Genomic DNA, 21,280 nt, shown 5'->3' with positions numbered 1-21,280 from the left:
TGGAAGAGAAGCTGCGCTTCGCCATCCGTGAAGGCGGCCGCACCGTCGGTGCCGGCATCGTCGTCACCATCAAAGAGTAATCGACGCCGGCATTGCCGATCAGATCGATTGCGAAAGGGCAGTCCTCGGGCTGCCCTTTTTTGCTTTTTTTTTAGCACAGCCGAGTGCCTGCGGCGCCATCGCAAACCCTGTTGCGAGCCGTCAAAGCTCAATCACAGCGCCGGGCGTTGTTCGTGCGCGCGAAGGACGCTGTAGCACGTTGATATTGCGCATGATCGCCAGCGAAAATCGGTTCCGTTTTTGGGGGTCGTGCGTTAGGATAGCTTGCATTGCGGGGGGCTTGCCCGAATGGTTCCATGGCGCCATCTGAATGGCCAGACATGGTGGATACTTGGGGTGATCTGCCTGGCGTCGTTCCTTGGCATGGAACACGCTGCCTTCGCGGCGAATACAAAAAAATCCGCGTCGGATGTTGGTCCAACGATGCGGTTTGTCGTCGTCCGCAGCAGCGCGCCTGGTTGCGAACCGACCTGCCCGGAATGGATATCCGCTGAAGGCTCCATAGAAGCCCGCACGCCAGCCCTGTTCAAGCGCACGCTCAAGGTGCTCGGCCGCCGAAAACTGCCTGTTGTCGTGGATTCTCCCGGCGGCAATGTCGATGCGGCACTGGCGCTTGGTCGCCTGATCCGCAAGAACAAACTCGATATCGCGGTCGGCAAGACCCGGTTCACCGGTTGCCAGCCCGATGCCAAGGACTGCACGGAAAACGACGGCAAGGCCGCTCGCTATTTCGGCAATGCCTATGCTGACGGCGCCATCTGCAATTCCGCTTGCCCGCTGATGTTTGCCGGCGGCATCAGGCGCGTGGTCGGGCAATGGGCGCATCTCGGCGTTCATCAGATCACCACGACCTACATTCGGACGAAATTGCAGTACCGAACCACCTACCGCGTGGTGAGAGGCAAGAAGAAGATCGTCGACAAGAAGGTCATCAGCCGCAAGAACGCCGGCAGCTACAAGACCTACGAGATGAGCAAGTCGGTGGAGAAAAGACTGGCGGCGTATCTGAAGGAAATGGGCGTCGGCCAGGCCGTGCTCGAGACGATGAAGAACACGCCGGCCAGCAGCATCCAGCAGTTGGCTCCCTACGACATGCTGCAGACGAAGCTGGTTACCAGCCTGGATGCCGTCGACCTGCTGATCGCGCCAACCCTATGCAAAACAGATCCGGTGGCTGCGAACTGCAGGGAAATACCGGCGCCGGCCGGCCACGTGGTGGCATACGCCAAGTCCGCTCCTGCCGCGTCGGGCCGAACCCGAAACCGTGCAGCGGGCCGATGTTGGAGATATGCGCTTCGTTCTGGTTCGCGGCAGAAGTTTTCTCTGCGATCCCAATTGTCCCGAATGGATCTCCGCGGAAGGCATGATTAGCGCTCAGACGCCGGAACGGTTGCGCCAACTGCTGGACACGATCGGTGATCGGCGACTGCCCCTGGTGATCAACTCGCCGGGAGGTGACGTGCTCGGTGCCCTGGCCGCTGGAAGGTTGATCCAAGAACGCAAGCTCGACGTGGCGGTTGCGCGGACGGACTTCATTGCGAGCCGGACAAGGCGGATTGCACCGCCGAGAATGGCATCTATGTCGGGCTCTCGATCGATGCGAGCGGCGAGTGCGGCGCAGCCTGTCCGATCATGCTTGCCGGCGGTGTCAGACGCCTTGTCGGTCCTCGCGCGCAGTTGACCGTGCATTCGATGGGGTTGGGGCAGCGGGTCAAGACCTATCTCAAAGAGATGGCGGTCGGACCCGGTCTGCTGGTGGCGATGCGGTCGGTGCCGGCCTCGCGCCACCGGCAGCTCGAACCCGACATGATGTTGAAAGTCGGGCTGACGACCGGGCTTGAATCGGCAGATGAATTTACCGGTCCGACCATCTGCAAATCGGAGCCAATGCCGGAGAATTGCCGCATGGTCTCGACTTCCGAGGTTCAGGCCGACGCGCCGGTCAAGTTGTAAGGCGCAGGCGTTGCAACTGACCCAAACTGGCCATCGAGGCAGGTTGAGCAACGTTCGATAGTTCCGCTATCGTCCGCAACAATTGACAGTCCGGCCAGTCGAGGATCGAGAATGAGCCAGGATATCCCGACATTGTTCGAATGGGCCGGCGGCACCGAGGCGTTGAATCGCCTGACGCAAACCTGCTACGACATGGTGTCTAGGGATCCCATCGTCGGCCCGGTGTTCAAAATATGTCACCGGATCATCCGGCCCATGTCGCGGCCTTCATCGGCGAGGTCCTTGGTGGACCGACGACCTACAGCAAAGAGCATGGCGGCCACCGCGAGATGGTCATGCATCATCTCGGCAAGCATCTGAGCGAGGAACAGCGCCGCCGCTGGATCAACCTTCTCGTCGATGCCGCCGATGAAGTCGGGCTGCCGAACGATCCGGAATTCCGCTCGGCTTTCATGGCCTATGTCGAATGGGGGTCGCGGCTGGCGAAGATGAACTCCAACCTTAGCGAGACCTGCGATCCCGAAACCGAGCCGATGCCGGCCTGGGGCTGGGGCGTGCCCGGCGGACCGTACAGGCCGAGCGCGAAGTGATCCGCCCGGCGAGTTGGGGCCGCCATGCCCTTCCGGAATAACGCCGCAATATGCCGCTATATCTCCATCGGATCTTGGCAGGGGAGCAGGTCTTGCGATGCTGATCGCGCATCTTCCATCGGGCTACATTCTGGGAACGTTGGCGCGGAAGCTCTGGCGCGAAGCGCCGGGCGTGATGGCTGCCGCCATGATCGGCGCCGTCATCCCCGATATCGATATGCTGTACTTCCATTTCGTCGACGGCGGACGCATCCACCACCACGCCTACATCACGCATTGGCCGCTGTTTTGGGCAGCGACTGGCCTTGTGGCGCTGGCGGTCACGAAACGACACGCGCGGCAGTATCTTGCCGTCGTCGGCGTCTTCTTTGCCGCGGCCTTGTTGCATATGGTCCTGGATACCGTGGTATCGCCAATCATGTGGCTGATGCCGTTCGACAGGCATGCAACCGAACTCGTGGCGATCCCAGCCACATACCGCAACTGGGTCATGAGCTTTGTCCTGCATTGGACCTTCGCCATCGAACTGCTCATATCCATCTGGGCGCTGCTGCTTGGATTTGGGCGATCGCGGGCTGTCGTGGGCATCCCTGAAAACTCGACTTGAGTTCTCGCCCGCTTTGTGAAATAGCAGCCCGCGATACGGGCATAGCTCAGTTGGTAGAGCGGCGGTCTCCAAAACCGCAGGTCGTAGGTTCGAACCCTGCTGCCCGTGCCATTTTTCGAAATGGCCAATTCATGAAACCCGTGCCATTTTTCGGAATGGCCAATTCATGAAAATTGTCTGGTCTTCCACGCATTGGCCCTTTGAACATCCGCCGGTGACTTGCCATATAGGCTGTCTTGAGACATAAGAGGCCATAGCCGGGACGGGACGACTGGATGGTTCCGAGGCGGCGTTTGGTCATAAAGCGGACACTTGCCACTTGCGTGGATCAAGAATCGGTTTTATGTAGACGAAACAGACACGCGACGCGTGGAGCTGGGAAGCCGGCTTTACGCGTCCGATTTGCATGGGCGAAATGATTGCGCCGATTCGGCGCGAACACAGGCTCAGGCGGCACATCCCGGCCAGCGGGATCATCCAGGAGATCCGGTCAACGGGTCTTGCAGACAGAGCGGCACATGGCTTCGAAAACCACAAATCCATTCGTCTTTCTCCAGCAAGTTCGCTCGGAGACCGCCAAGGTGACTTGGCCGTCGCGGCGCGAAACGATGATCTCGACGGTGATGGTCCTGGCGTTCGCTGTGATCGCGATGATCTTTTTCTTTACCGCCGATCAGCTCATGGGCCTCGCGGTCGAGCAGATTCTGGGCATCGGACGCTAAGTCCGGCGATTACGGAGAAGTCTTGAAATGACTGCGCGGTGGTACATCGTCCACGCCTATTCGAACTTTGAAAAAAAGGTCGCTGAGGACATCGAGAACAAGGCCAAGCAGAAAGGCCTGTCCGCTGACATCGAGCAGATCGTCGTGCCGACCGAGAAGGTTGTCGAGATTCGCCGCGGCCGCAAGGTCGATGCCGAGCGCAAGTTCTTCCCGGGCTACGTGCTCTTGAAGGCCAACCTGACCGACGCAGTGTTCTCGCTCGTCAAGAACACGCCGAAGGTCACCGGCTTCCTGGGTGACTCGAAGCCGGTGCCGATCACCGAGACCGAGGCCCAGCGCATCCTGAACCAGGTGCAGGAAGGCGTCGAGCGGCCGAAGCCGTCGGTCACTTTCGAGATCGGCGAGGCGATCCGCGTCTCGGACGGTCCGTTCGCGTCATTCAACGGTTTCGTCCAGGAAGTGGACGAGGAGCGGGCGCGGCTCAAGGTGGAAGTTTCGATCTTCGGGCGCGCCGTGCCGGTCGATCTCGAATTCGGACAGGTCGAAAAGGGCTGATCCGAAATCCTTGTCGCCCATTCGGCGGTGAGGGGAGGCGGCGTGGAAATCGCGCGGCCAAAACGGGTGGGAGGCGAATGCGGCTTTAGCCGGCCACAGGAACCGCACCACCAGACTGCAACCGCCGGTGTTGCCCAGATAGTGGGGCCGGCATGAGATAAAGGCAGGAAAGAGATGGCTAAGAAGATTGCAGGCCAGCTCAAGCTCCAGGTTTCCGCGGGCTCGGCTACGCCGTCGCCCCCGATCGGACCGGCGCTTGGTCAGCGCGGCATCAACATCATGGAGTTCTGCAAGGCGTTCAACGCGCAGACCCAGGAAATGGAAAAGGGATCGCCGATTCCAGTCGTGATCACCTACTACCAGGACAAGTCGTTCACCTTCGTCATGAAGACGCCGCCGGTGAGCTACTTCCTGAAGAAGGCCGCGAACCTGAAGTCGGGCTCGAAGGAGCCGGGCAAGGTCAAGGCCGGCACGATTGGCCGCGACAAGTTGCGCGCGATCGCCGAGCAGAAGATGAAGGATCTGAACGCAACCGATATCGAGGGGGCCATGCGCATGGTCGAGGGCTCCGCCCGCTCGATGGGTCTGGAAGTGGTGGGCTGAGATCATGGCAAAGATTGCAAAGCGTGTATCGAAGACCCGTGAAGGCATCGATCCCAACAAGGCTTATGCCTTGGGTGAGGCGCTGAAGCTGCTCAAGGACCGGTCCTCGGTGAAGTTCGACGAGACCGTTGAAATCGCGATGAACCTGGGTGTCGACCCGCGCCATGCCGACCAGATGGTCCGTGGCGTGGTCAATCTGCCGAACGGCACCGGCCGTACCGTCCGCGTCGCCGTTTTCGCGCGTGGCGACAAGGCCGAGGAAGCCAAGGCGGCCGGCGCCGATATCGTTGGCGCCGAGGATCTGGTCGACATCGTCCAGAAGGGCACGATCGACTTCGATCGCTGCATCGCCACGCCGGACATGATGCCGCTGGTCGGCCGTCTGGGCAAGGTGCTCGGCCCGCGCGGCATGATGCCGAACCCGAAGGTCGGCACTGTCACTACCGACGTTACCGCTGCCGTCAAGGCGTCGAAGGGCGGCGCGGTCGAGTTCCGCGTCGAGAAGGCCGGCATCGTGCATGGCGGCGTCGGCAAGGTCTCGTTCGACGTCAAGGCGCTGGAAGAGAATGTCCGCGCCTTCGCCGACGCGGTGAACAAGGCGAAGCCGGCTGGCGCCAAGGGCAACTACGTCAAGAAGGTGTCGGTCACCTCGACGATGGGCCCTGGCCTCAAGCTCGACGTCTCGACGCTGGCGGCGTCCTGATACGAACCATTCGGATCGGCCGCTAAAGAGTTGATCCGAAAACAGAATTCCGGGCCTCCGACTTATCTTGGCGGCCCGGTACCGGAAGTCGGAAGGCTTCCGGACATCCTGTCCGAGATTGCGGGCGGCCCCAAGCCTTAGTTCAAGGGGGGCCTTAATTCATGTGGGCCTGCATGAGACGGGTGAAGACCGGACAACGGAGCGACTGCTCCAATGAAAGGTTCGAACCGTGTTTGCCTTTTGTCTGCGCACCATTCGGCTTGCCGGCTGGTGTGGCGAAAGGGGGCAGGATCCTCGAGCGTCGTTCGGGAGATCCGTTACTGGATGGCCCGGCCGGCAAAAGGCAACCCGACGCCTGTCCTCGTAATGAGGCAGGGGTCAACTGGAGATAGGCAGTGGACAGAGCGGAAAAACGCGAACTCGTCACGGGCCTGAATGAAGCGTTTTCGGGCGCTGGTTCAGTCGTCGTGGCCCACTACGCCGGTATCACCGTCGCGCAAATGAACGACCTTCGGTCGAAAATGCGTGTCGCCGGTGGCACCGTCAAAGTCGCGAAGAACCGTCTCGCCAAAATCGCTCTTCAGGGCACGGACTCCGCATCGATCATCGACCTGTTCAAGGGACAGACGCTGATCGCCTATTCGGAGGATCCGATTGCGGCGCCGAAGGTCGCGTCCGATTTCGCCAAGGGAAATGACAAGCTCGTCATTCTCGGCGGCGCAATGGGCACCACCTCGCTCAACGCCGACGGTGTGAAGGCACTCGCCACACTTCCGTCGCTCGATGAGCTGCGCGGCAGGCTGGTTGGCATGATCGCCACGCCGGCAACCCGGATCGCCCAGATCGTCAATGCGCCTGCGGCTTCGGTCGCGCGTGTCATCGGCGCTTACGCCCGGAAGGACGAGGCGGCATGAGGCCGTTCCTCGCTGTCACAAACACACGTTCGAACCTTATGAAGGAATATTGCAATGGCTGATCTGGCAAAGATCGTAGACGACCTTTCGAAGCTGACCGTCCTCGAGGCGGCCGAGCTGTCGAAGCTTCTGGAAGAAAAGTGGGGCGTTTCCGCTGCTGCTCCGGTGGCGGTTGCCGCCGCTGGCGGTGCCGCGGCTGCTGCTGCTCCGGTCGAGGAAAAGACGGAATTCGACGTCGTCCTCACCGAGGCGGGCGCTCAGAAGATCAACGTCATCAAGGAAGTTCGCGCCATCACCGGTCTTGGCCTCAAGGAAGCCAAGGACCTGGTGGAGGCGGCCCCGAAGCCGGTCAAGGAAGCCGTTTCCAAGGCCGACGCGGACAAGTTCAAGGCCCAGCTGGAAGCAGCCGGCGCCAAGGTCGAACTGAAGTAAGCGTTTGATATCGGCTCGGCGGGCGGCTTCGCGCCGTCCGCCACTCCCTTGGCGAAGGGAGGCCGCGTAACGCGAAGAGTACGAAAACCTCTTTCCTGAGGGCCGTAAACCGGCCTTCAGGAAACGGGTTTTCTCCCGTTTTGGCCGGCCACCGACAGGGTGGCGGGTGAACAAATAAAAGGCCGCCGCCGAGGTGGCCGAGAATGCAAGGCGAGCCGCGGCGAGGCTCGCCCCGAGAATCGAGCTAAGGAGCGACGATGGCCCAGACACAAACTTTCAATGGCCGCAGACGCGTACGCAAATTCTTCGGAAAAATTCCGGAAGTTGCGGAGATGCCGAACCTGATCGAGGTTCAGAAGGCATCCTATGATCAATTCCTGATGGTAGAGGAGCCCAAGGGCGGGCGTCCTGACGAGGGACTGCAGGCGGTTTTCAAATCGGTCTTCCCGATCTCCGACTTTTCCGGCTCCTCGATGCTGGAATTCGTGAAGTACGAGTTCGAAGCGCCGAAATTCGACGTTGACGAATGCCGTCAGCGCGACCTGACCTATGCCGCGCCGCTCAAGGTGACGCTGCGCCTCATCGTGTTCGATATCGACGAGGATACCGGCGCCAAGTCGATCAAGGACATCAAGGAGCAGGACGTCTACATGGGCGACATGCCGCTCATGACCTTGAACGGCACCTTCATCGTCAACGGCACCGAGCGTGTCATCGTCTCGCAGATGCACCGTTCGCCGGGCGTTTTCTTCGACCATGACAAGGGCAAGTCGCACTCGTCGGGCAAGCTGCTGTTTGCCGCGCGCGTCATCCCCTATCGAGGCTCGTGGCTCGACATCGAGTTCGACTCGAAGGACGTCGTGCACGCCCGCATCGACCGCCGCCGCAAGATTCCGGTGTCGTCGCTGTTGATGGCGCTCGGCATGGACGGCGAGGAGATCCTGTCGACCTTCTACAACAAGATCACCTACAAGCGCGCCGGCGACCATTGGCGCATCCCGTTCAACGTCGAGCGTTTCCGCGGCCTCAAGGCCGTTGGCGACCTGGTCGATGCAGACACCAACGAGGTCGTCGTCGAGGCGGGCAAGAAGATCACTGCCCGCCAGGCCCGCCAGCTCGGCGAAAGGGGTCTCAAGGCGATCAAGGCGACGGACGAGGACCTGCTCGGCAACTACCTTGCCGAGGACATCGTCAACTACGCGACCGGCGAGATTTTCCTCGAAGCCGGCGACGAGATCGACGAAAAGACGCTGAAGGTGCTTCTCAGCGCCGGCGACGACGAGGTCAAGGTTCTCGACATCGACCACGTAAATGTCGGCGCCTATATCCGCAACACGCTCAACGTCGACAAGAACGAGAGCCGCCAGGACGCGCTGTTCGACATCTACCGCGTCATGCGCCCCGGCGAGCCGCCGACGCTCGAAACCGCCGAAGCCATGTTCAACTCGCTGTTCTTCGACAGCGAGCGCTACGATCTGTCGGCGGTCGGCCGCGTCAAGATGAACATGCGCCTCGAGCTCAAGGCCGAGGACACCGTCCGCGTGCTGCGCAAGGACGACATCCTGGCCGTGGTCAAGACACTGGTCGAACTGCGCGACGGCAAGGGCGAGATCGACGACATCGACAATCTCGGCAATCGCCGCGTGCGCTCGGTCGGCGAGCTGATGGAGAACCAGTACCGCGTCGGCCTGCTGCGCATGGAGCGCGCGATCAAGGAACGCATGTCCTCGATCGAGATCGACACGGTGATGCCGCAGGACCTGATCAACGCCAAGCCGGCGGCTGCCGCCGTGCGCGAGTTCTTCGGTTCCTCGCAGCTGTCGCAGTTCATGGACCAGACCAACCCGCTGTCGGAGATCACCCACAAGCGCCGTCTCTCGGCGCTTGGACCCGGTGGTCTGACCCGCGAGCGCGCCGGTTTCGAGGTGCGCGACGTGCACCCGACGCATTACGGCCGCATCTGCCCGATCGAGACGCCGGAAGGCCCGAATATCGGTCTGATCAACTCGCTGGCCACCTTCGCGCGCGTCAACAAGTACGGCTTCATCGAGAGCCCGTACCGCAAGATCGTCAACGGCAAGCTGACCAATGAGGTCGTCTATCTGTCGGCGATGGAAGAGGCCAAGCACCACGTCGCGCAGGCCAATGCCGAGCTCGACAAGAATGGTGGTTTCGTCGACGAATTCGTCATTTGCCGCAACGCCGGCGAAGTGATGATGGCGCCGCGCGAAAACGTCGATCTGATGGACGTGTCGCCGAAGCAGATGGTGTCGGTGGCAGCGGCCCTGATCCCGTTCCTCGAGAATGACGACGCCAACCGCGCTCTGATGGGCTCGAACATGCAGCGGCAGGCCGTGCCGCTGGTGCGCGCCGAAGCGCCGTTTGTCGGCACCGGCATGGAGCCGATCGTCGCCCGTGACTCGGGCGCCGCCATTGGCGCCCGCCGCGGCGGTATCGTCGACCAGGTGGACGCGACGCGTATCGTTATCCGCGCCACGGAAGATCTCGATCCCGGCAAGTCGGGCGTCGACATCTACCGGCTGATGAAGTTCCAGCGTTCGAACCAGAACACCTGCATCAACCAGCGTCCGCTGGTGCGCATGGGTGACCGGGTCAACAAGGGCGACATCATCGCCGACGGTCCGTCGACCGAACTCGGCGATCTGGCGCTCGGCCGCAACGTGCTGGTCGCGTTCATGCCGTGGAACGGCTACAACTACGAGGACTCGATCCTCTTGTCCGAGCGCATCGTCGCCGACGACGTCTTCACCTCGATCCATATCGAGGAGTTCGAGGTCATGGCGCGCGACACCAAGCTCGGGCCGGAGGAGATCACGCGCGACATTCCCAACGTCTCGGAAGAAGCGCTGAAGAACCTCGACGAGGCCGGCATCGTCTATATCGGTGCGGAAGTGCAGCCGGGCGACATCCTGGTCGGCAAGATCACACCGAAGGGCGAAAGCCCGATGACGCCGGAAGAAAAGCTTCTGCGCGCCATCTTTGGCGAAAAGGCATCGGACGTGCGCGACACCTCGATGCGCATGCCGCCCGGAACCTTCGGCACCGTCGTCGAAGTGCGCGTCTTCAATCGCCACGGTGTGGAGAAGGACGAGCGCGCGATGGCGATCGAACGCGAGGAGATCGAACGCCTCGCCAAGGACCGCGACGACGAGCAGGCGATCCTCGACCGCAACGTCTATTCGCGCCTGTCCGACGTTCTCGTCGGCAAGGACGCGATTGCCGGGCCGAAGGGCTTCAAGAAAGGCTCGAAGCTGTCGAAGGATACGCTCGACGAGTATCCGCGTTCGCAGTGGTGGCAGTTTGCGGTGGAGAACGAAAAGCTCCAGAGCGAACTGGAAGCCCTGCGTGGCCAGTACGACGATTCCAAGAAGGCGCTCGAACAGCGCTTCATGGACAAGGTCGAGAAGGTCCAGCGCGGCGACGAGATGCCTCCCGGCGTCATGAAGATGGTCAAGGTCTTCGTGGCCGTGAAGCGCAAGATGCAGCCCGGCGACAAGATGGCCGGCCGGCACGGCAACAAGGGTGTCGTGTCGCGGATCGTTCCGGTCGAGGACATGCCGTTCCTCGAGGACGGCACGCATGCCGATATCGTGCTCAACCCGCTGGGTGTGCCGAGCCGCATGAATGTCGGCCAGATCCTGGAGACGCATTTGGGCTGGGCTTGCGCCGGAATGGGCAGGAAGATCGGCGAGCTGATCGACGCGTACAAGACAGGCGGCGACATCAAGCCGCTGCGCAAGACACTCGAGAGCTTCATGCCGGCGAACGACCGCAACGAGCCGATCCGCGACTATGACGACGAGAGCGTCGTTCGCCTCAGCGAGCAAATGCGCCGCGGCGTCTCCATCGCGACACCGGTGTTCGACGGCGCGCACGAGGCCGACATCAACATCATGCTGGAGCAGGCGGGCCTGCACACCAGCGGTCAGTCGCAGCTATATGACGGACGCACCGGCGAGCCGTTCGATCGCAAAGTGACGATGGGCTACATATATATGCTCAAGCTTCACCACCTTGTGGACGACAAGATCCACGCCCGTTCGATCGGGCCGTACTCGCTCGTTACCCAGCAGCCGCTGGGCGGCAAGGCGCAGTTCGGTGGCCAGCGCTTCGGCGAGATGGAGGTCTGGGCGCTCGAAGCGTACGGCGCCGCCTACACGCTGCAGGAGATGCTGACGGTGAAGTCGGATGACGTTGCCGGCCGCACCAAGGTCTACGAGGCGATCGTCAGAGGCGACGACACGTTCGAGGCCGGCATCCCCGAGAGCTTCAACGTTCTCGTCAAGGAAATGCGTTCTCTGGGCCTCAATGTCGAGCTGGAGAACACCAAGCTGGACGACAGCCCGGTTCGGCTGCCCGACGCGGCCGAGTGAGCAAGACGTCCGGTCGCGGCTTCCGCGACCGGACGCACCAAATTCTTCGGCCGATGGCCGATCAAGTCGGCGGGCGTTTGGCCCGCGCTAGATGCAAGGGGTTTTCGAGGACCCCGAAAAGGAGAACGGCATGAACCAAGAGGTCATGAATCTCTTCAATCCCCAGGCGCCTGCGCAGGTGTTCGATTCCATCCGGATCTCGCTCGCCAGCCCTGAGAAGATTCTGTCCTGGTCGTTCGGCGAGATCAAGAAGCCGGAGACCATCAACTACCGCACCTTCAAGCCGGAGCGTGACGGCCTCTTCTGCGCGCGCATTTTCGGTCCGATCAAGGACTACGAGTGCCTGTGCGGGAAGTACAAGCGCATGAAGTACAAGGGCGTCATCTGCGAGAAGTGCGGCGTCGAAGTCACGCTGTCGCGCGTCCGCCGCGAGCGCATGGGCCATATCGAACTGGCCGCGCCCGTCGCCCATATCTGGTTCCTGAAGTCGCTGCCGTCGCGTATCGGCACGCTGCTCGACATGACGCTGAAGGACATCGAGCGCGTTCTCTACTTCGAGAACTACATCGTCACCGAGCCCGGCCTCACCGCGCTGAAGGAGCACCAGCTCCTCAGCGAGGAAGAGTACATGATGGCCGTCGACGAATATGGCGAAGATAGCTTCACCGCCATGATCGGCGCCGAGGCCATCCACGACCTTCTGGCCGGCATGGACCTGGAAAAGATCGCCGGCGACCTGCGTTCGGAGCTGGCTTCGACCACGTCCGAGCTCAAGCAGAAGAAGTATCTGAAGCGGCTCAAGGTGGTCGAGAACTTCATGGAGTCCGGCAACCGTCCGGAATGGATGATCATGAAGGTGGTACCGGTGATCCCGCCGGACCTGCGCCCGCTGGTTCCGCTGGACGGCGGCCGCTTCGCCACGTCCGATCTCAACGATCTCTATCGCCGCGTCATCAACCGCAACAACCGCCTGAAGCGGCTGATCGAGCTGCGTGCGCCCGGCATCATCGTGCGCAATGAAAAGCGCATGCTGCAGGAAGCCGTTGACGCGCTGTTCGACAACGGCCGTCGCGGCCGTGTCATCACCGGCGCCAACAAGCGTCCGCTGAAGTCGCTGTCGGACATGCTCAAGGGCAAGCAGGGCCGGTTCCGCCAGAACCTGCTCGGCAAGCGCGTCGATTATTCCGGCCGCTCGGTCATCGTCACCGGTCCGGAGCTCAAGCTGCACCAGTGCGGCCTGCCGAAGAAGATGGCGCTCGAACTGTTCAAGCCCTTCATCTATGCCCGTCTCGACGCCAAGGGTTATTCCTCGACCGTCAAGCAGGCGAAGAAGCTGGTCGAGAAGGAGCGTCCGGAGGTCTGGGATATCCTCGACGAGGTCATTCGCGAGCATCCGGTGCTCTTGAACCGTGCGCCGACTCTGCACCGCCTCGGCATCCAGGCGTTCGAGCCGATCCTGATCGAAGGCAAGGCTATCCAGCTTCACCCGCTGGTCTGCACGGCTTTCAACGCCGACTTCGACGGCGACCAGATGGCGGTTCACGTGCCGCTGTCGCTGGAAGCGCAGCTCGAAGCCCGCGTGCTGATGATGTCGACCAACAACATCCTGCACCCGGCTTCGGGCGCGCCGATCATCGTGCCGTCGCAGGACATGGTTCTGGGTCTCTACTATCTCTCGATCGTCAACCAGAACGAGCCGGGCGAGGGCATGGTGTTTGCCGATATGGGCGAACTCCAGCACGCGCTCGAGACCAAGGCGGTGACGTTGCACTCCAAGATCAAAGGCCGCTTCCGCACGGTCGATGCGGACGGCAAGGTCGTTTCGAAGATTTACGACACCACGCCTGGCCGGATGATCATCGGCGAGCTTCTGCCGAAGAACGTCAACGTGCCGTACGAGACCGCCAACCAGGAGATGACCAAGAAGAACATCTCCAAGATGATCGACACCGTCTACCGCCATTGCGGTCAGAAGGAGACGGTCATTTTCTGCGACCGCATCATGGCCCTCGGCTTCAGCCACGCCTGCCGCGCCGGCATTTCGTTCGGCAAGGACGACATGCTGATCCCAGATGCCAAGATCAAGCTGGTCTCCGACACCGAGGCTTTGGCCAAGGAATACGAGCAGCAGTACAATGACGGGCTGATCACGCAGGGCGAGAAGTACAACAAGGTCGTCGACGCCTGGGCCAAGTGCTCGGAAAAGGTCGCCGACGAGATGATGGCCCGCATCAAGGCGGTCGAGTTCGAGGATAATGGCCGTCAAAAGCCGATGAACTCGATTTACATGATGTCGCACTCCGGTGCGCGCGGCTCGCCCACCCAGATGCGCCAGCTTGCCGGTATGCGCGGCCTGATGGCCAAGCCTAGCGGTGAAATCATCGAGACGCCGATCATCTCGAACTTCAAGGAAGGCCTGACCGTGCTCGAGTACTTCAACTCGACCCACGGCGCCCGTAAGGGTCTGGCCGACACCGCCTTGAAGACGGCGAACTCGGGTTACCTCACCCGTCGCCTGGTCGACGTGGCGCAGGACTGCATCGTCAACTCCGTCGACTGCGGCACCGATAAAGGCCTCACCATGCAGCCGATCGTCGATGCCGGCCAGGTCGTCGCTTCCGTCGGCCAGCGCGTTCTCGGCCGCACGGCGCTCGACGACATCACTCATCCGGTCACGGGTGAGGTTTTGGTCAAGGCCGGAACGCTGATGGACGAACGCGACATCGAGCAGATCGAACAGGCCGGCGTCCAGTCGGTCCGCATCCGCTCGGCGCTGACCTGCGACGTCAGGGTCGGTGTATGCGCGGTCTGCTACGGACGCGATCTGGCCCGCGGCACCCCGGTCAACCAGGGCGAGGCTGTCGGCGTCATCGCGGCGCAGTCGATCGGCGAGCCGGGCACCCAGCTCACCATGCGTACCTTCCACATGGGCGGTACGGCGCAGGTGGTGGACTCGTCGTTCCTTGAAGCCTCGTATGAGGGCAAGGTCGAGATCCGCAACCGCAACGTGGTGCGCAACTCCGACGGCCAGCAGATGGTCATGGGCCGCAACATGGCGGTGCTGATCCTCGACGAGGCCGGCAAGGAGCGCGCCACGCACCGTGTCACCTATGGTTCGCGCATCTTCGTGGACGATGGCGACAAGGTGAAGCGCGGCCAGCGCATCGCCGAGTGGGATCCCTATACCCGCCCGGTCCTCACCGAAATCGAGGGCAAGGTGGCGTTCGAGGATCTGGTCGATGGCATTTCCGTCCAGGAAACGGCCGACGAATCGACCGGCATCACCAAGCGCGAGGTCATCGACTGGCGTTCGACGCCACGCGGCAACGATCTCAAGCCGGCGATCGTCGTCCAGGACACCAAGGGTAAGGTCGGCAAACTGTCGAAGGGCGGCGACGCTCGCTTCCTGCTCTCGGTCGAGGCCATTCTTTCGGTCGAGCCGGGTGCACAGGTTCGCCCCGGCGACGTGCTGGCGCGTATCCCGATGGAAAGCGCCAAGACCAAGGACATCACCGGCGGTCTGCCGCGTGTTGCCGAACTGTTCGAGGCACGTCGTCCGAAGGATCACGCCATCATCGCCGAGATCGACGGCACGATCCGCTTCGGCCGCGACTACAAGAACAAGCGCCGCATTATCATCGAGCCGCATGACTCGACGCTTGAGCCGGTCGAATACCTGATCCCGAAGGGCAAGCCGTTCCATCTCCAGGACGGCGACGTCATCGAGAAGGGCGACTACATCCTCGACGGCAATCCGGCGCCGCACGACATCCTGGCGATCAAGGGCGTGGAGGCGCTTGCGTCCTACCTCGTCAACGAGATCCAGGAGGTCTACCGTCTGCAGGGCGTGTCGATCAACGACAAGCACATCGAGGTGATCGTTCGCCAGATGCTGCAGAAGGTCGAGATCACCGCGCAGGGCGACTCGACCTACATTCCGGGCGACCACGTCGACGTGATCGAGCTGGAAGAGGTCAACGAGCGCCTGGTCGAGGACGGCAAGAAGCCGGCCGAAGGCCAGCCGGTGCTCTTGGGCATCACCAAGGCCTCGCTGCAGACGCCGTCCTTCATCTCGGCCGCCTCCTTCCAGGAGACGACCCGCGTGCTGACCGAAGCGGCGGTTGCCGGCAAGACCGACATGCTGCAGGGGCTGAAGGAAAACGTCATCGTCGGCCGGCTGATCCCGGCCGGCACCGGCGGCACGATGAGCCAGATCCGGCGCATCGCCACCTCGCGCGACGAGCTGATTATTGACGAGCGCCGCAAGGCGTCGGGCGTCGAGGTCGCCGATCCGATGCTGACCGACATGGCTTCAGCCGCGCAGTAAGCGCGGCGGCACAAATCTCAGGCAACGAAGCCGTCGGGGCAACCCGGCGGCTTTTTTGTGTGTTGAAGCTGGGAACTAATGCCGCTGGCGACGGACTGGAGAAGGCGTCGTCGACTGTTGTGACTTATTTCGATCGTCCAGCGCCGCCCCTCATTGCCCTGCCGGGCATTTCTCCCCGTGAACGGGGAGAAAGAACCTGGCCGCAGTCTTGGCGCTCTTTCTGCGACGCCGGAGATTGACGAAATCTTTGATGCCGGCATCTTCTCCGTTCACGGGAAAAGATGCCGGCAGGCAGATGAGGGGCGGCGCGACGCTTGCAAGATGGTCAGGACCGGAAGCGACGGCCACTCTTTACAGCGTCGCGGCTTAATCGAAAAACGCTTCCACCACATTGCGCTTGCCGAGCATGAAGGCGTCTGCGACATGCTGCAGCGGGGCGAGGTCGACGTCGGACACGCCGGCGCGCACGATCTCGGCGAAGCGCTTGTAGAGCATCGGATACTCCGCTTCCGGCTCGTCGTGAACGACGCGACGGTCGACCGCTAGTTTTGAGCCGCCGCCCGAAAGCACCATCGCGCCCTTGTCCGTCTCGGCCAGGATGTCCCAGCTTTGCGGGCCGGTCTGGCGCCAGTCGAGCTCCATCGTCACCGGCAAGCCGTTCGAGGTGCGGAAGGCGATATGTGCAGCGATCGGGGCCGCGCGGTTTTCGGGAAAATCGAGAATTGCCGAGGTGATGAACATCGCCGGCAATATGTGGGTCGCAATCGACAGCGCGTTGATGCCGGGATCGAACACGCCGAAGCCGCCTGGCGCCCAGATCCAGTCCTGGTTCGGGTGCCAGCGGCGCACGTCCTCCTTCCAGTTGATGGCTGCTGAGCTGATCTGGGTCGAGCCGAGAAATGCACGCGCGGCTTCCACCGCCGGCGCATAGCGCGAATGCCAGCTGGCGAACAGCGAGACGCCGTTTGCCGCGGCCAGTGCTTTCAGGTCTTCGACCTCGCTGACCGTGGCTCCGGGCGGCTTTTCCAGGAAGACATGTTTTTTCGCTTCCAGCGCTGTCCGCGCGGCGTCATAGCGGAACTGCGGCGGCATGCAGAGCGATACGGCCTCGAGCTCCGGCACGGCGTCGAGCATCGCCTCGATGGTTGGGAAATTCGGGATGTCTTCCACCTTGCCGTGCCGGCTGGCGGCGGCGACGAGGCGGTACGCCTGGTCCTTCGCCAAGGCCGGCAGATGCTGGTCGCGGACGATCTTTCCTACCCCGACGATGCCGAGCTTGATGGGGTCGTTGTTCCTGGACATGGGAGACTCCGCGGATTGGAAATGAATTGCTCTTGGCAGCGATGGTTCTTAGCAGAGAACCGATGTCGGGCAAGCGGCAGGAGCTTGCCCGCAGGCTGCCGAAATCGGATTCGTTTCAGACAGACCCCGAACAGATCGGCCCTGCTTCAGACTGGCCCTGCTTCAGACTGGGCCTGCTTCAGACTGGCACGTCGAAGGTGACGATCGAGACTTCGCCTTCGAGCGCGCCCTGATAGGCGGACAGGTGTGGCTCTTCGTCGGGCACGCCGTCCAGGTCGCCGATCTGGTCGAGCTCCGCCTCGGCATAGCCTTCGGCCGCGAGCGATTCGAGCGCCCGGCGCACCGCCGAATCGTCGTCGGGCGCGACCAGCATGAGGTGGACGCCTTCCGGCCTGCCGCCCTTCTTTTTCCATGCCCGGCCGGTGATGATGGTGACCGGGCGCTCATCATTGTCGTTCACGGGCCGATTCCTCCGGGCGAGGGGATTTGCGCTGTTCATGCCGCCTTTTTCGCATGAAGCATGGCTGCGCAACAGCCGAAAGCCGGTCACTTTCTTCCTTCCCCTTGCAAAATGGCGAAAGAAAATTACATGCGCTTTTCGCATGGCTGCCAAGCCTCGGTTTCAACGTAATATTTGGCGGCCCGGGGTTGACGGGCAACAGGCTTGCGAGTAGAAGCCGCCCAGTCAGAACCGATGTGAGGCTCTCCCTTCCGAAGCGACACGCTTTGGAGTTTGCCTCAAACAGGGTTCGTTTTACGAGCGAAAAGACATTTCCGGCGTGCATGAAGCGGCTTCCGCTTCCTCTGCCATTTGTTCGGGCAAGACCGCGAGGCGCGGTTTGTGGCCGAATTTGCGTATGGAAATGACGCTTTGAGCGGCCCTGACCGGGCGAGACACGGAATTGAGAGACAAGAGGGTTTAATGCCTACCGTCAACCAGCTGATCCGCAAGCCGCGCATTGCGCCGGTGAAGCGCAACAAGGTCCCGGCCATGCAGCAGAACCCGCAGAAGCGGGGCGTCTGCACGCGCGTCTACACCACGACGCCGAAGAAGCCGAACTCGGCGCTGCGCAAGGTGGCCAAGATCCGCCTGACCAATGGTTTTGAAGTGATCGGTTATATCCCCGGCGAAGGTCACAACCTTCAGGAGCACTCCGTGGTCATGATCCGCGGCGGCCGCGTCAAGGATCTTCCGGGCGTTCGCTACCATATCATCCGCGGCGTGCTCGACACGCAGGGTGTGAAGAACCGCAAGCAGCGCCGTTCGAAATACGGCGCCAAGCGTCCGAAGTGACCGAAGCGTAGCCAAGGTCATCCCGGACGGCGCCAGGCGACGATCCGGGGTCCAGGCCACCACGCAGAATTGAGGCAGAGAAAAAATGTCCCGTCGTCACAGTGCAGAAAAGCGTGAGATCAATCCGGATCCGAAGTTCGGCGATCTGATCGTCACCAAGTTCATGAACGCCGTCATGTATGACGGCAAGAAGTCGGTTGCCGAGACCATCGTCTACGGCGCGCTCGACCAGGTCCAGTCCAAGACCAAGCAGGAGCCGGTCACCGTCTTCCATCAAGCGCTCGACAATGTCGCGCCGCATGTGGAAGTGCGTTCGCGCCGCGTCGGTGGCGCCACCTACCAGGTTCCGGTCGATGTGCGCCCCGAGCGCCGTCAGGCGCTGGCCATCCGCTGGCTGATCGCTGCCGCCCGCAACCGCAACGAGACCACGATGGTCGACCGCCTCTCCGGCGAGCTGATGGACGCGGCCAACAACCGCGGCACCGCCGTCAAGAAGCGTGAAGACACCCACAAGATGGCAGAAGCCAACCGCGCCTTCGCGCACTACCGCTGGTAAAGCGCGAACGAGACTGAAGAGGCACCTCCCATGGCCCGCGAATATAAAATCGAAGATTACCGCAATTTCGGTATCATGGCGCATATCGACGCCGGCAAGACGACGACCACCGAGCGCGTCCTCTACTACACGGGCAAGTCGCACAAGATCGGCGAGGTCCATGACGGCGCTGCCACCATGGATTGGATGGAGCAGGAGCAGGAACGCGGCATCACCATCACGTCCGCCGCGACCACGACCTTCTGGAAGGGTCGTGACGGCAAGATGCACCGCTTCAACATCATCGACACCCCCGGCCACGTCGACTTCACCATCGAGGTCGAGCGTTCGCTGCGCGTGCTCGACGGCGCCATTGCGCTGCTCGACGCCAATGCCGGTGTCGAGCCGCAGACGGAAACCGTCTGGCGCCAGGCCGACAAGTACCGCGTGCCGCGCATGATCTTCTGCAACAAGATGGACAAGATCGGCGCCGATTTTTACCGCTCGGTCGAGATGATCGGCTCGCGCCTCGGCGCGCATGCCGTCGTCATGCAGCTGCCGATCGGTGCCGAGACCGAGTTCAAGGGCATCGTCGACCTCGTCGAGATGAACGCGCTGGTCTGGCGCGACGAAACGCTGGGCGCTGCCTGGGACGTCGTCGAGATCCCGGACGATCTCAAGGCTCGTGCGGAAGAATACCGCGAGAAGATGATCGAGGCCGCCGTCGAAATGGACGAGACGGCGCTTGAGAATTACCTCGAAGGCAAGATGCCTGACAATGACGAGATCCGTGCGCTGATCCGCAAGGGCACCATTGCGGTGAAATTCTACCCGATGTTCTGTGGCTCGGCCTTCAAGAACAAGGGCGTGCAGCCGCTGCTCGACGCCGTTGTCGAATACCTGCCGTCGCCGGCCGACGTTCCGGCCATCAAGGGCGTCGACGCCAAGACCGACGCCGAGATCGAGCGTCATGCCGACGACAATGAGCCGCTGTCGATGCTGGCCTTCAAGATCATGAACGACCCGTTCGTCGGCTCGCTCACTTTCGCCCGCATCTATTCGGGCAAGCTCACCAAGGGCATCTCGGTCGACAACACGGTCAAGGGCAAGAAGGAGCGCATCGGTCGTATGCTGCAGATGCATGCGAATTCGCGCGCTGACGTCGAAGAGGCTTTCGCCGGCGACATCGTCGCCTTGGCCGGCCTCAAGGACACGACCACGGGCGACACGCTCTGCGATCCGCTGCATCCGGTCATTCTCGAGCGCATGGAGTTCCCCGATCCGGTCATCCAGATCGCGATTGAGCCGAAGACCAAGAACGACCAGGAAAAGATGGGCCTTGCGCTGCATCGCCTGGCTGCCGAGGACCCGTCCTTCCGCGTCAAGACCGACGAGGAATCAGGCCAGACGATCATTTCCGGCATGGGCGAGCTCCACCTCGACATCATCGTCGACCGCATGCGCCGCGAGTTCAAGGTCGAGGCCAATGTCGGCGCGCCGCAGGTGGCATATCGCGAGACGATCACCCGCAGCCAAGAGCAGGACTACACCCATAAGAAGCAGACCGGCGGCACCGGTCAGTTCGCTCGCGTCAAAATTCTTTTCGAGCCAAATCCGGAGAGCAGCGAATTCCTGTTCGAATCCAAGATCGTTGGCGGCGCTGTGCCGAAGGAATACATCCCCGGCGTCGAAAAGGGCATCAACAGCGTCATGACGTCGGGCCCGTTCGCCGGCTTCCCGATGATCGGCGTCAAGGCGACGCTGATCGATGGTGCCTACCACGACGTGGATTCCAGCGTTCTGGCCTTCGAAATCGCTGGCCGTGCCTGCTTCCGTGAAGCGGCCCCGAGGCTTGGCGTGCAGTTGCTCGAGCCGATCATGAAGGTCGAAGTGGTGACGCCGGAAGATTATGTCGGCAGCGTCATCGGCGACCTGAACGGCCGTCGCGGCCAGATCCAAGGCCAGGAAGCCCGTGGCGTGGCGGTGGTCATCAACGCAATGGTGCCGCTCGCCAACATGTTCAAATACGTCGACAATTTGCGCTCGATGAGCCAAGGCCGCGCGGCCTACACGATGCAGTTCGATCACTACGAGCCGGTGCCGACCGCGGTCGCTCAGGAAGTCCAGAAGAAATACGCGTAGCCCGAACGGGTTGCAGCGCTAACTTAATTCAAAGCCCGCACGGGCGAGCAGGAATGGAGAGATCACATGGCAAAAGGTAAATTCGAGCGTACAAAGCCTCATGTGAACATCGGCACGATTGGCCATGTCGATCATGGCAAGACGTCG

At 61.9% G+C, this 21,280-nt stretch carries 17 protein-coding genes, 1 tRNA gene and 2 pseudogenes; 18 read left to right on the top strand and 2 right to left on the bottom strand.

The window, feature by feature from the left end; all coding sequences use genetic code 11:
* The 14 genes and pseudogenes from CIT31_RS01515 to rpoC all read left to right on the top strand — a co-directional run.
* On the top strand, nucleotides 1-80 hold an 80-nt coding region (locus CIT31_RS01515), incomplete at its 5' end, for an EF-Tu C-terminal domain-related protein (RefSeq protein ID WP_023796029.1).
* 403 nt (nucleotides 81-483) lie between these two features.
* On the top strand, nucleotides 484-1,431 hold the full coding sequence (locus tag CIT31_RS34845) for a COG3904 family protein (RefSeq protein ID WP_245316075.1): 948 nt from the start codon (nucleotides 484-486) through the stop codon (nucleotides 1,429-1,431).
* A 261-nt stretch (nucleotides 1,432-1,692) separates the two neighbouring features.
* Nucleotides 1,693-2,013 carry a hypothetical protein gene (locus tag CIT31_RS34840; protein WP_245316074.1) on the top strand — a complete coding sequence of 107 codons (321 nt, stop codon included), beginning with the start codon at nucleotides 1,693-1,695 and terminating at the stop codon, nucleotides 2,011-2,013.
* A gap of 111 nt (nucleotides 2,014-2,124) precedes the next feature.
* Nucleotides 2,125-2,603: pseudogene (locus CIT31_RS01505) on the top strand (group II truncated hemoglobin).
* 97 nt (nucleotides 2,604-2,700) lie between these two features.
* Entirely contained in the window at nucleotides 2,701-3,210 is a 510-nt protein-coding gene (locus CIT31_RS01500) for a metal-dependent hydrolase (protein ID WP_095517173.1), read from the top strand.
* A gap of 35 nt (nucleotides 3,211-3,245) precedes the next feature.
* A tRNA-Trp gene (locus CIT31_RS01495) sits at nucleotides 3,246-3,321 on the top strand.
* Nucleotides 3,322-3,728: 407 nt separating this feature from the next.
* The gene (gene secE, locus CIT31_RS01490) at nucleotides 3,729-3,932 is read left to right on the top strand and encodes a preprotein translocase subunit SecE (RefSeq protein ID WP_029352158.1); all 204 of its coding nucleotides are present in this window, start codon (nucleotides 3,729-3,731) and stop codon (nucleotides 3,930-3,932) included.
* A gap of 27 nt (nucleotides 3,933-3,959) precedes the next feature.
* Nucleotides 3,960-4,487: a transcription termination/antitermination protein NusG gene (gene nusG / locus CIT31_RS01485; protein ID WP_006202141.1), complete on the top strand. Its 528-nt coding sequence runs from the start codon at nucleotides 3,960-3,962 to the stop codon at nucleotides 4,485-4,487.
* A 174-nt stretch (nucleotides 4,488-4,661) separates the two neighbouring features.
* Nucleotides 4,662-5,090, top strand: a complete 429-nt coding sequence (gene rplK / locus CIT31_RS01480) for a 50S ribosomal protein L11 (RefSeq protein ID WP_095517172.1) — start codon at nucleotides 4,662-4,664, stop codon at nucleotides 5,088-5,090.
* Nucleotides 5,091-5,094: 4 nt separating this feature from the next.
* The gene (gene rplA, locus CIT31_RS01475; protein WP_095517171.1) at nucleotides 5,095-5,793 is read left to right on the top strand and encodes a 50S ribosomal protein L1; all 699 of its coding nucleotides are present in this window, start codon (nucleotides 5,095-5,097) and stop codon (nucleotides 5,791-5,793) included.
* 395 nt (nucleotides 5,794-6,188) lie between these two features.
* Entirely contained in the window at nucleotides 6,189-6,707 is a 519-nt protein-coding gene (rplJ, locus tag CIT31_RS01470; protein WP_065011395.1) for a 50S ribosomal protein L10, read from the top strand.
* A gap of 54 nt (nucleotides 6,708-6,761) precedes the next feature.
* Nucleotides 6,762-7,139, top strand: a complete 378-nt coding sequence (rplL, locus tag CIT31_RS01465) for a 50S ribosomal protein L7/L12 (protein ID WP_023680442.1) — start codon at nucleotides 6,762-6,764, stop codon at nucleotides 7,137-7,139.
* Between the two features lie 257 nt (nucleotides 7,140-7,396).
* Nucleotides 7,397-11,533, top strand: a complete 4,137-nt coding sequence (gene rpoB, locus CIT31_RS01460; RefSeq protein WP_095517170.1) for a DNA-directed RNA polymerase subunit beta — start codon at nucleotides 7,397-7,399, stop codon at nucleotides 11,531-11,533.
* Between the two features lie 130 nt (nucleotides 11,534-11,663).
* On the top strand, nucleotides 11,664-15,860 hold the full coding sequence (rpoC, locus tag CIT31_RS01455; RefSeq protein ID WP_095517174.1) for a DNA-directed RNA polymerase subunit beta': 4,197 nt from the start codon (nucleotides 11,664-11,666) through the stop codon (nucleotides 15,858-15,860).
* 366 nt (nucleotides 15,861-16,226) lie between these two features.
* Here rpoC and CIT31_RS01450 read toward each other — a convergent pair whose 3' ends face one another.
* Both CIT31_RS01450 and CIT31_RS01445 read right to left on the bottom strand, forming a co-directional pair.
* Nucleotides 16,227-17,162, bottom strand: coding sequence for a Gfo/Idh/MocA family protein (locus tag CIT31_RS01450; protein ID WP_095517169.1), 936 nt, complete (start codon nucleotides 17,160-17,162; stop codon nucleotides 16,227-16,229).
* A gap of 178 nt (nucleotides 17,163-17,340) precedes the next feature.
* On the bottom strand, nucleotides 17,341-17,622 hold the full coding sequence (locus tag CIT31_RS01445; RefSeq protein ID WP_029352173.1) for a hypothetical protein: 282 nt from the start codon (nucleotides 17,620-17,622) through the stop codon (nucleotides 17,341-17,343).
* A 462-nt stretch (nucleotides 17,623-18,084) separates the two neighbouring features.
* Between CIT31_RS01445 and rpsL the strand changes: the two genes are divergently transcribed.
* The 4 genes and pseudogenes from rpsL to CIT31_RS01425 form a co-directional block, all read left to right on the top strand.
* Entirely contained in the window at nucleotides 18,085-18,456 is a 372-nt protein-coding gene (gene rpsL, locus CIT31_RS01440) for a 30S ribosomal protein S12 (RefSeq protein ID WP_006333356.1), read from the top strand.
* Between the two features lie 85 nt (nucleotides 18,457-18,541).
* Entirely contained in the window at nucleotides 18,542-19,012 is a 471-nt protein-coding gene (rpsG, locus tag CIT31_RS01435; RefSeq protein WP_008875664.1) for a 30S ribosomal protein S7, read from the top strand.
* A gap of 30 nt (nucleotides 19,013-19,042) precedes the next feature.
* Nucleotides 19,043-21,133 (top strand): elongation factor G, encoded by a 2,091-nt coding sequence (gene fusA / locus CIT31_RS01430; protein WP_029352192.1) that lies wholly within the window; start codon nucleotides 19,043-19,045, stop codon nucleotides 21,131-21,133.
* 66 nt (nucleotides 21,134-21,199) lie between these two features.
* Nucleotides 21,200-21,280: pseudogene (locus CIT31_RS01425) on the top strand (GTP-binding protein); the annotation flags it as partial.

Source organism: Mesorhizobium wenxiniae (assembly GCF_002284535.1).
GTDB classification, from domain to species: domain Bacteria; phylum Pseudomonadota; class Alphaproteobacteria; order Rhizobiales; family Rhizobiaceae; genus Mesorhizobium; species Mesorhizobium wenxiniae.
The sequence above is the reverse complement of the archived record's forward strand: the minus strand, read 5'-3'. Positions and strand labels throughout refer to the sequence as shown.

Excerpts from the sequence above, each read along its gene's own strand:
- CIT31_RS34845 (WP_245316075.1), top strand. The coding sequence starts at position 484 with ATGCGGTTTGTCGTCGTCCGCAGCAGCGCGCCTGGTTGCGAACCGACC.
- CIT31_RS34840 (WP_245316074.1), top strand. The coding sequence starts at position 1,693 with ATGCTTGCCGGCGGTGTCAGACGCCTTGTCGGTCCTCGCGCGCAGTTG.
- CIT31_RS01500 (WP_095517173.1), top strand. The coding sequence starts at position 2,701 with ATGCTGATCGCGCATCTTCCATCGGGCTACATTCTGGGAACGTTGGCG.
- secE (WP_029352158.1), top strand. The coding sequence starts at position 3,729 with ATGGCTTCGAAAACCACAAATCCATTCGTCTTTCTCCAGCAAGTTCGC.
- nusG (WP_006202141.1), top strand. The coding sequence starts at position 3,960 with ATGACTGCGCGGTGGTACATCGTCCACGCCTATTCGAACTTTGAAAAA.
- rplK (WP_095517172.1), top strand. The coding sequence starts at position 4,662 with ATGGCTAAGAAGATTGCAGGCCAGCTCAAGCTCCAGGTTTCCGCGGGC.
- rplA (WP_095517171.1), top strand. The coding sequence starts at position 5,095 with ATGGCAAAGATTGCAAAGCGTGTATCGAAGACCCGTGAAGGCATCGAT.
- rplL (WP_023680442.1), top strand. The coding sequence starts at position 6,762 with ATGGCTGATCTGGCAAAGATCGTAGACGACCTTTCGAAGCTGACCGTC.
- rpoB (WP_095517170.1), top strand. The coding sequence starts at position 7,397 with ATGGCCCAGACACAAACTTTCAATGGCCGCAGACGCGTACGCAAATTC.
- rpoC (WP_095517174.1), top strand. The coding sequence starts at position 11,664 with ATGAACCAAGAGGTCATGAATCTCTTCAATCCCCAGGCGCCTGCGCAG.
- CIT31_RS01450 (WP_095517169.1), bottom strand. The coding sequence starts at position 17,162 with ATGTCCAGGAACAACGACCCCATCAAGCTCGGCATCGTCGGGGTAGGA.
- rpsL (WP_006333356.1), top strand. The coding sequence starts at position 18,085 with ATGCCTACCGTCAACCAGCTGATCCGCAAGCCGCGCATTGCGCCGGTG.
- rpsG (WP_008875664.1), top strand. The coding sequence starts at position 18,542 with ATGTCCCGTCGTCACAGTGCAGAAAAGCGTGAGATCAATCCGGATCCG.
- fusA (WP_029352192.1), top strand. The coding sequence starts at position 19,043 with ATGGCCCGCGAATATAAAATCGAAGATTACCGCAATTTCGGTATCATG.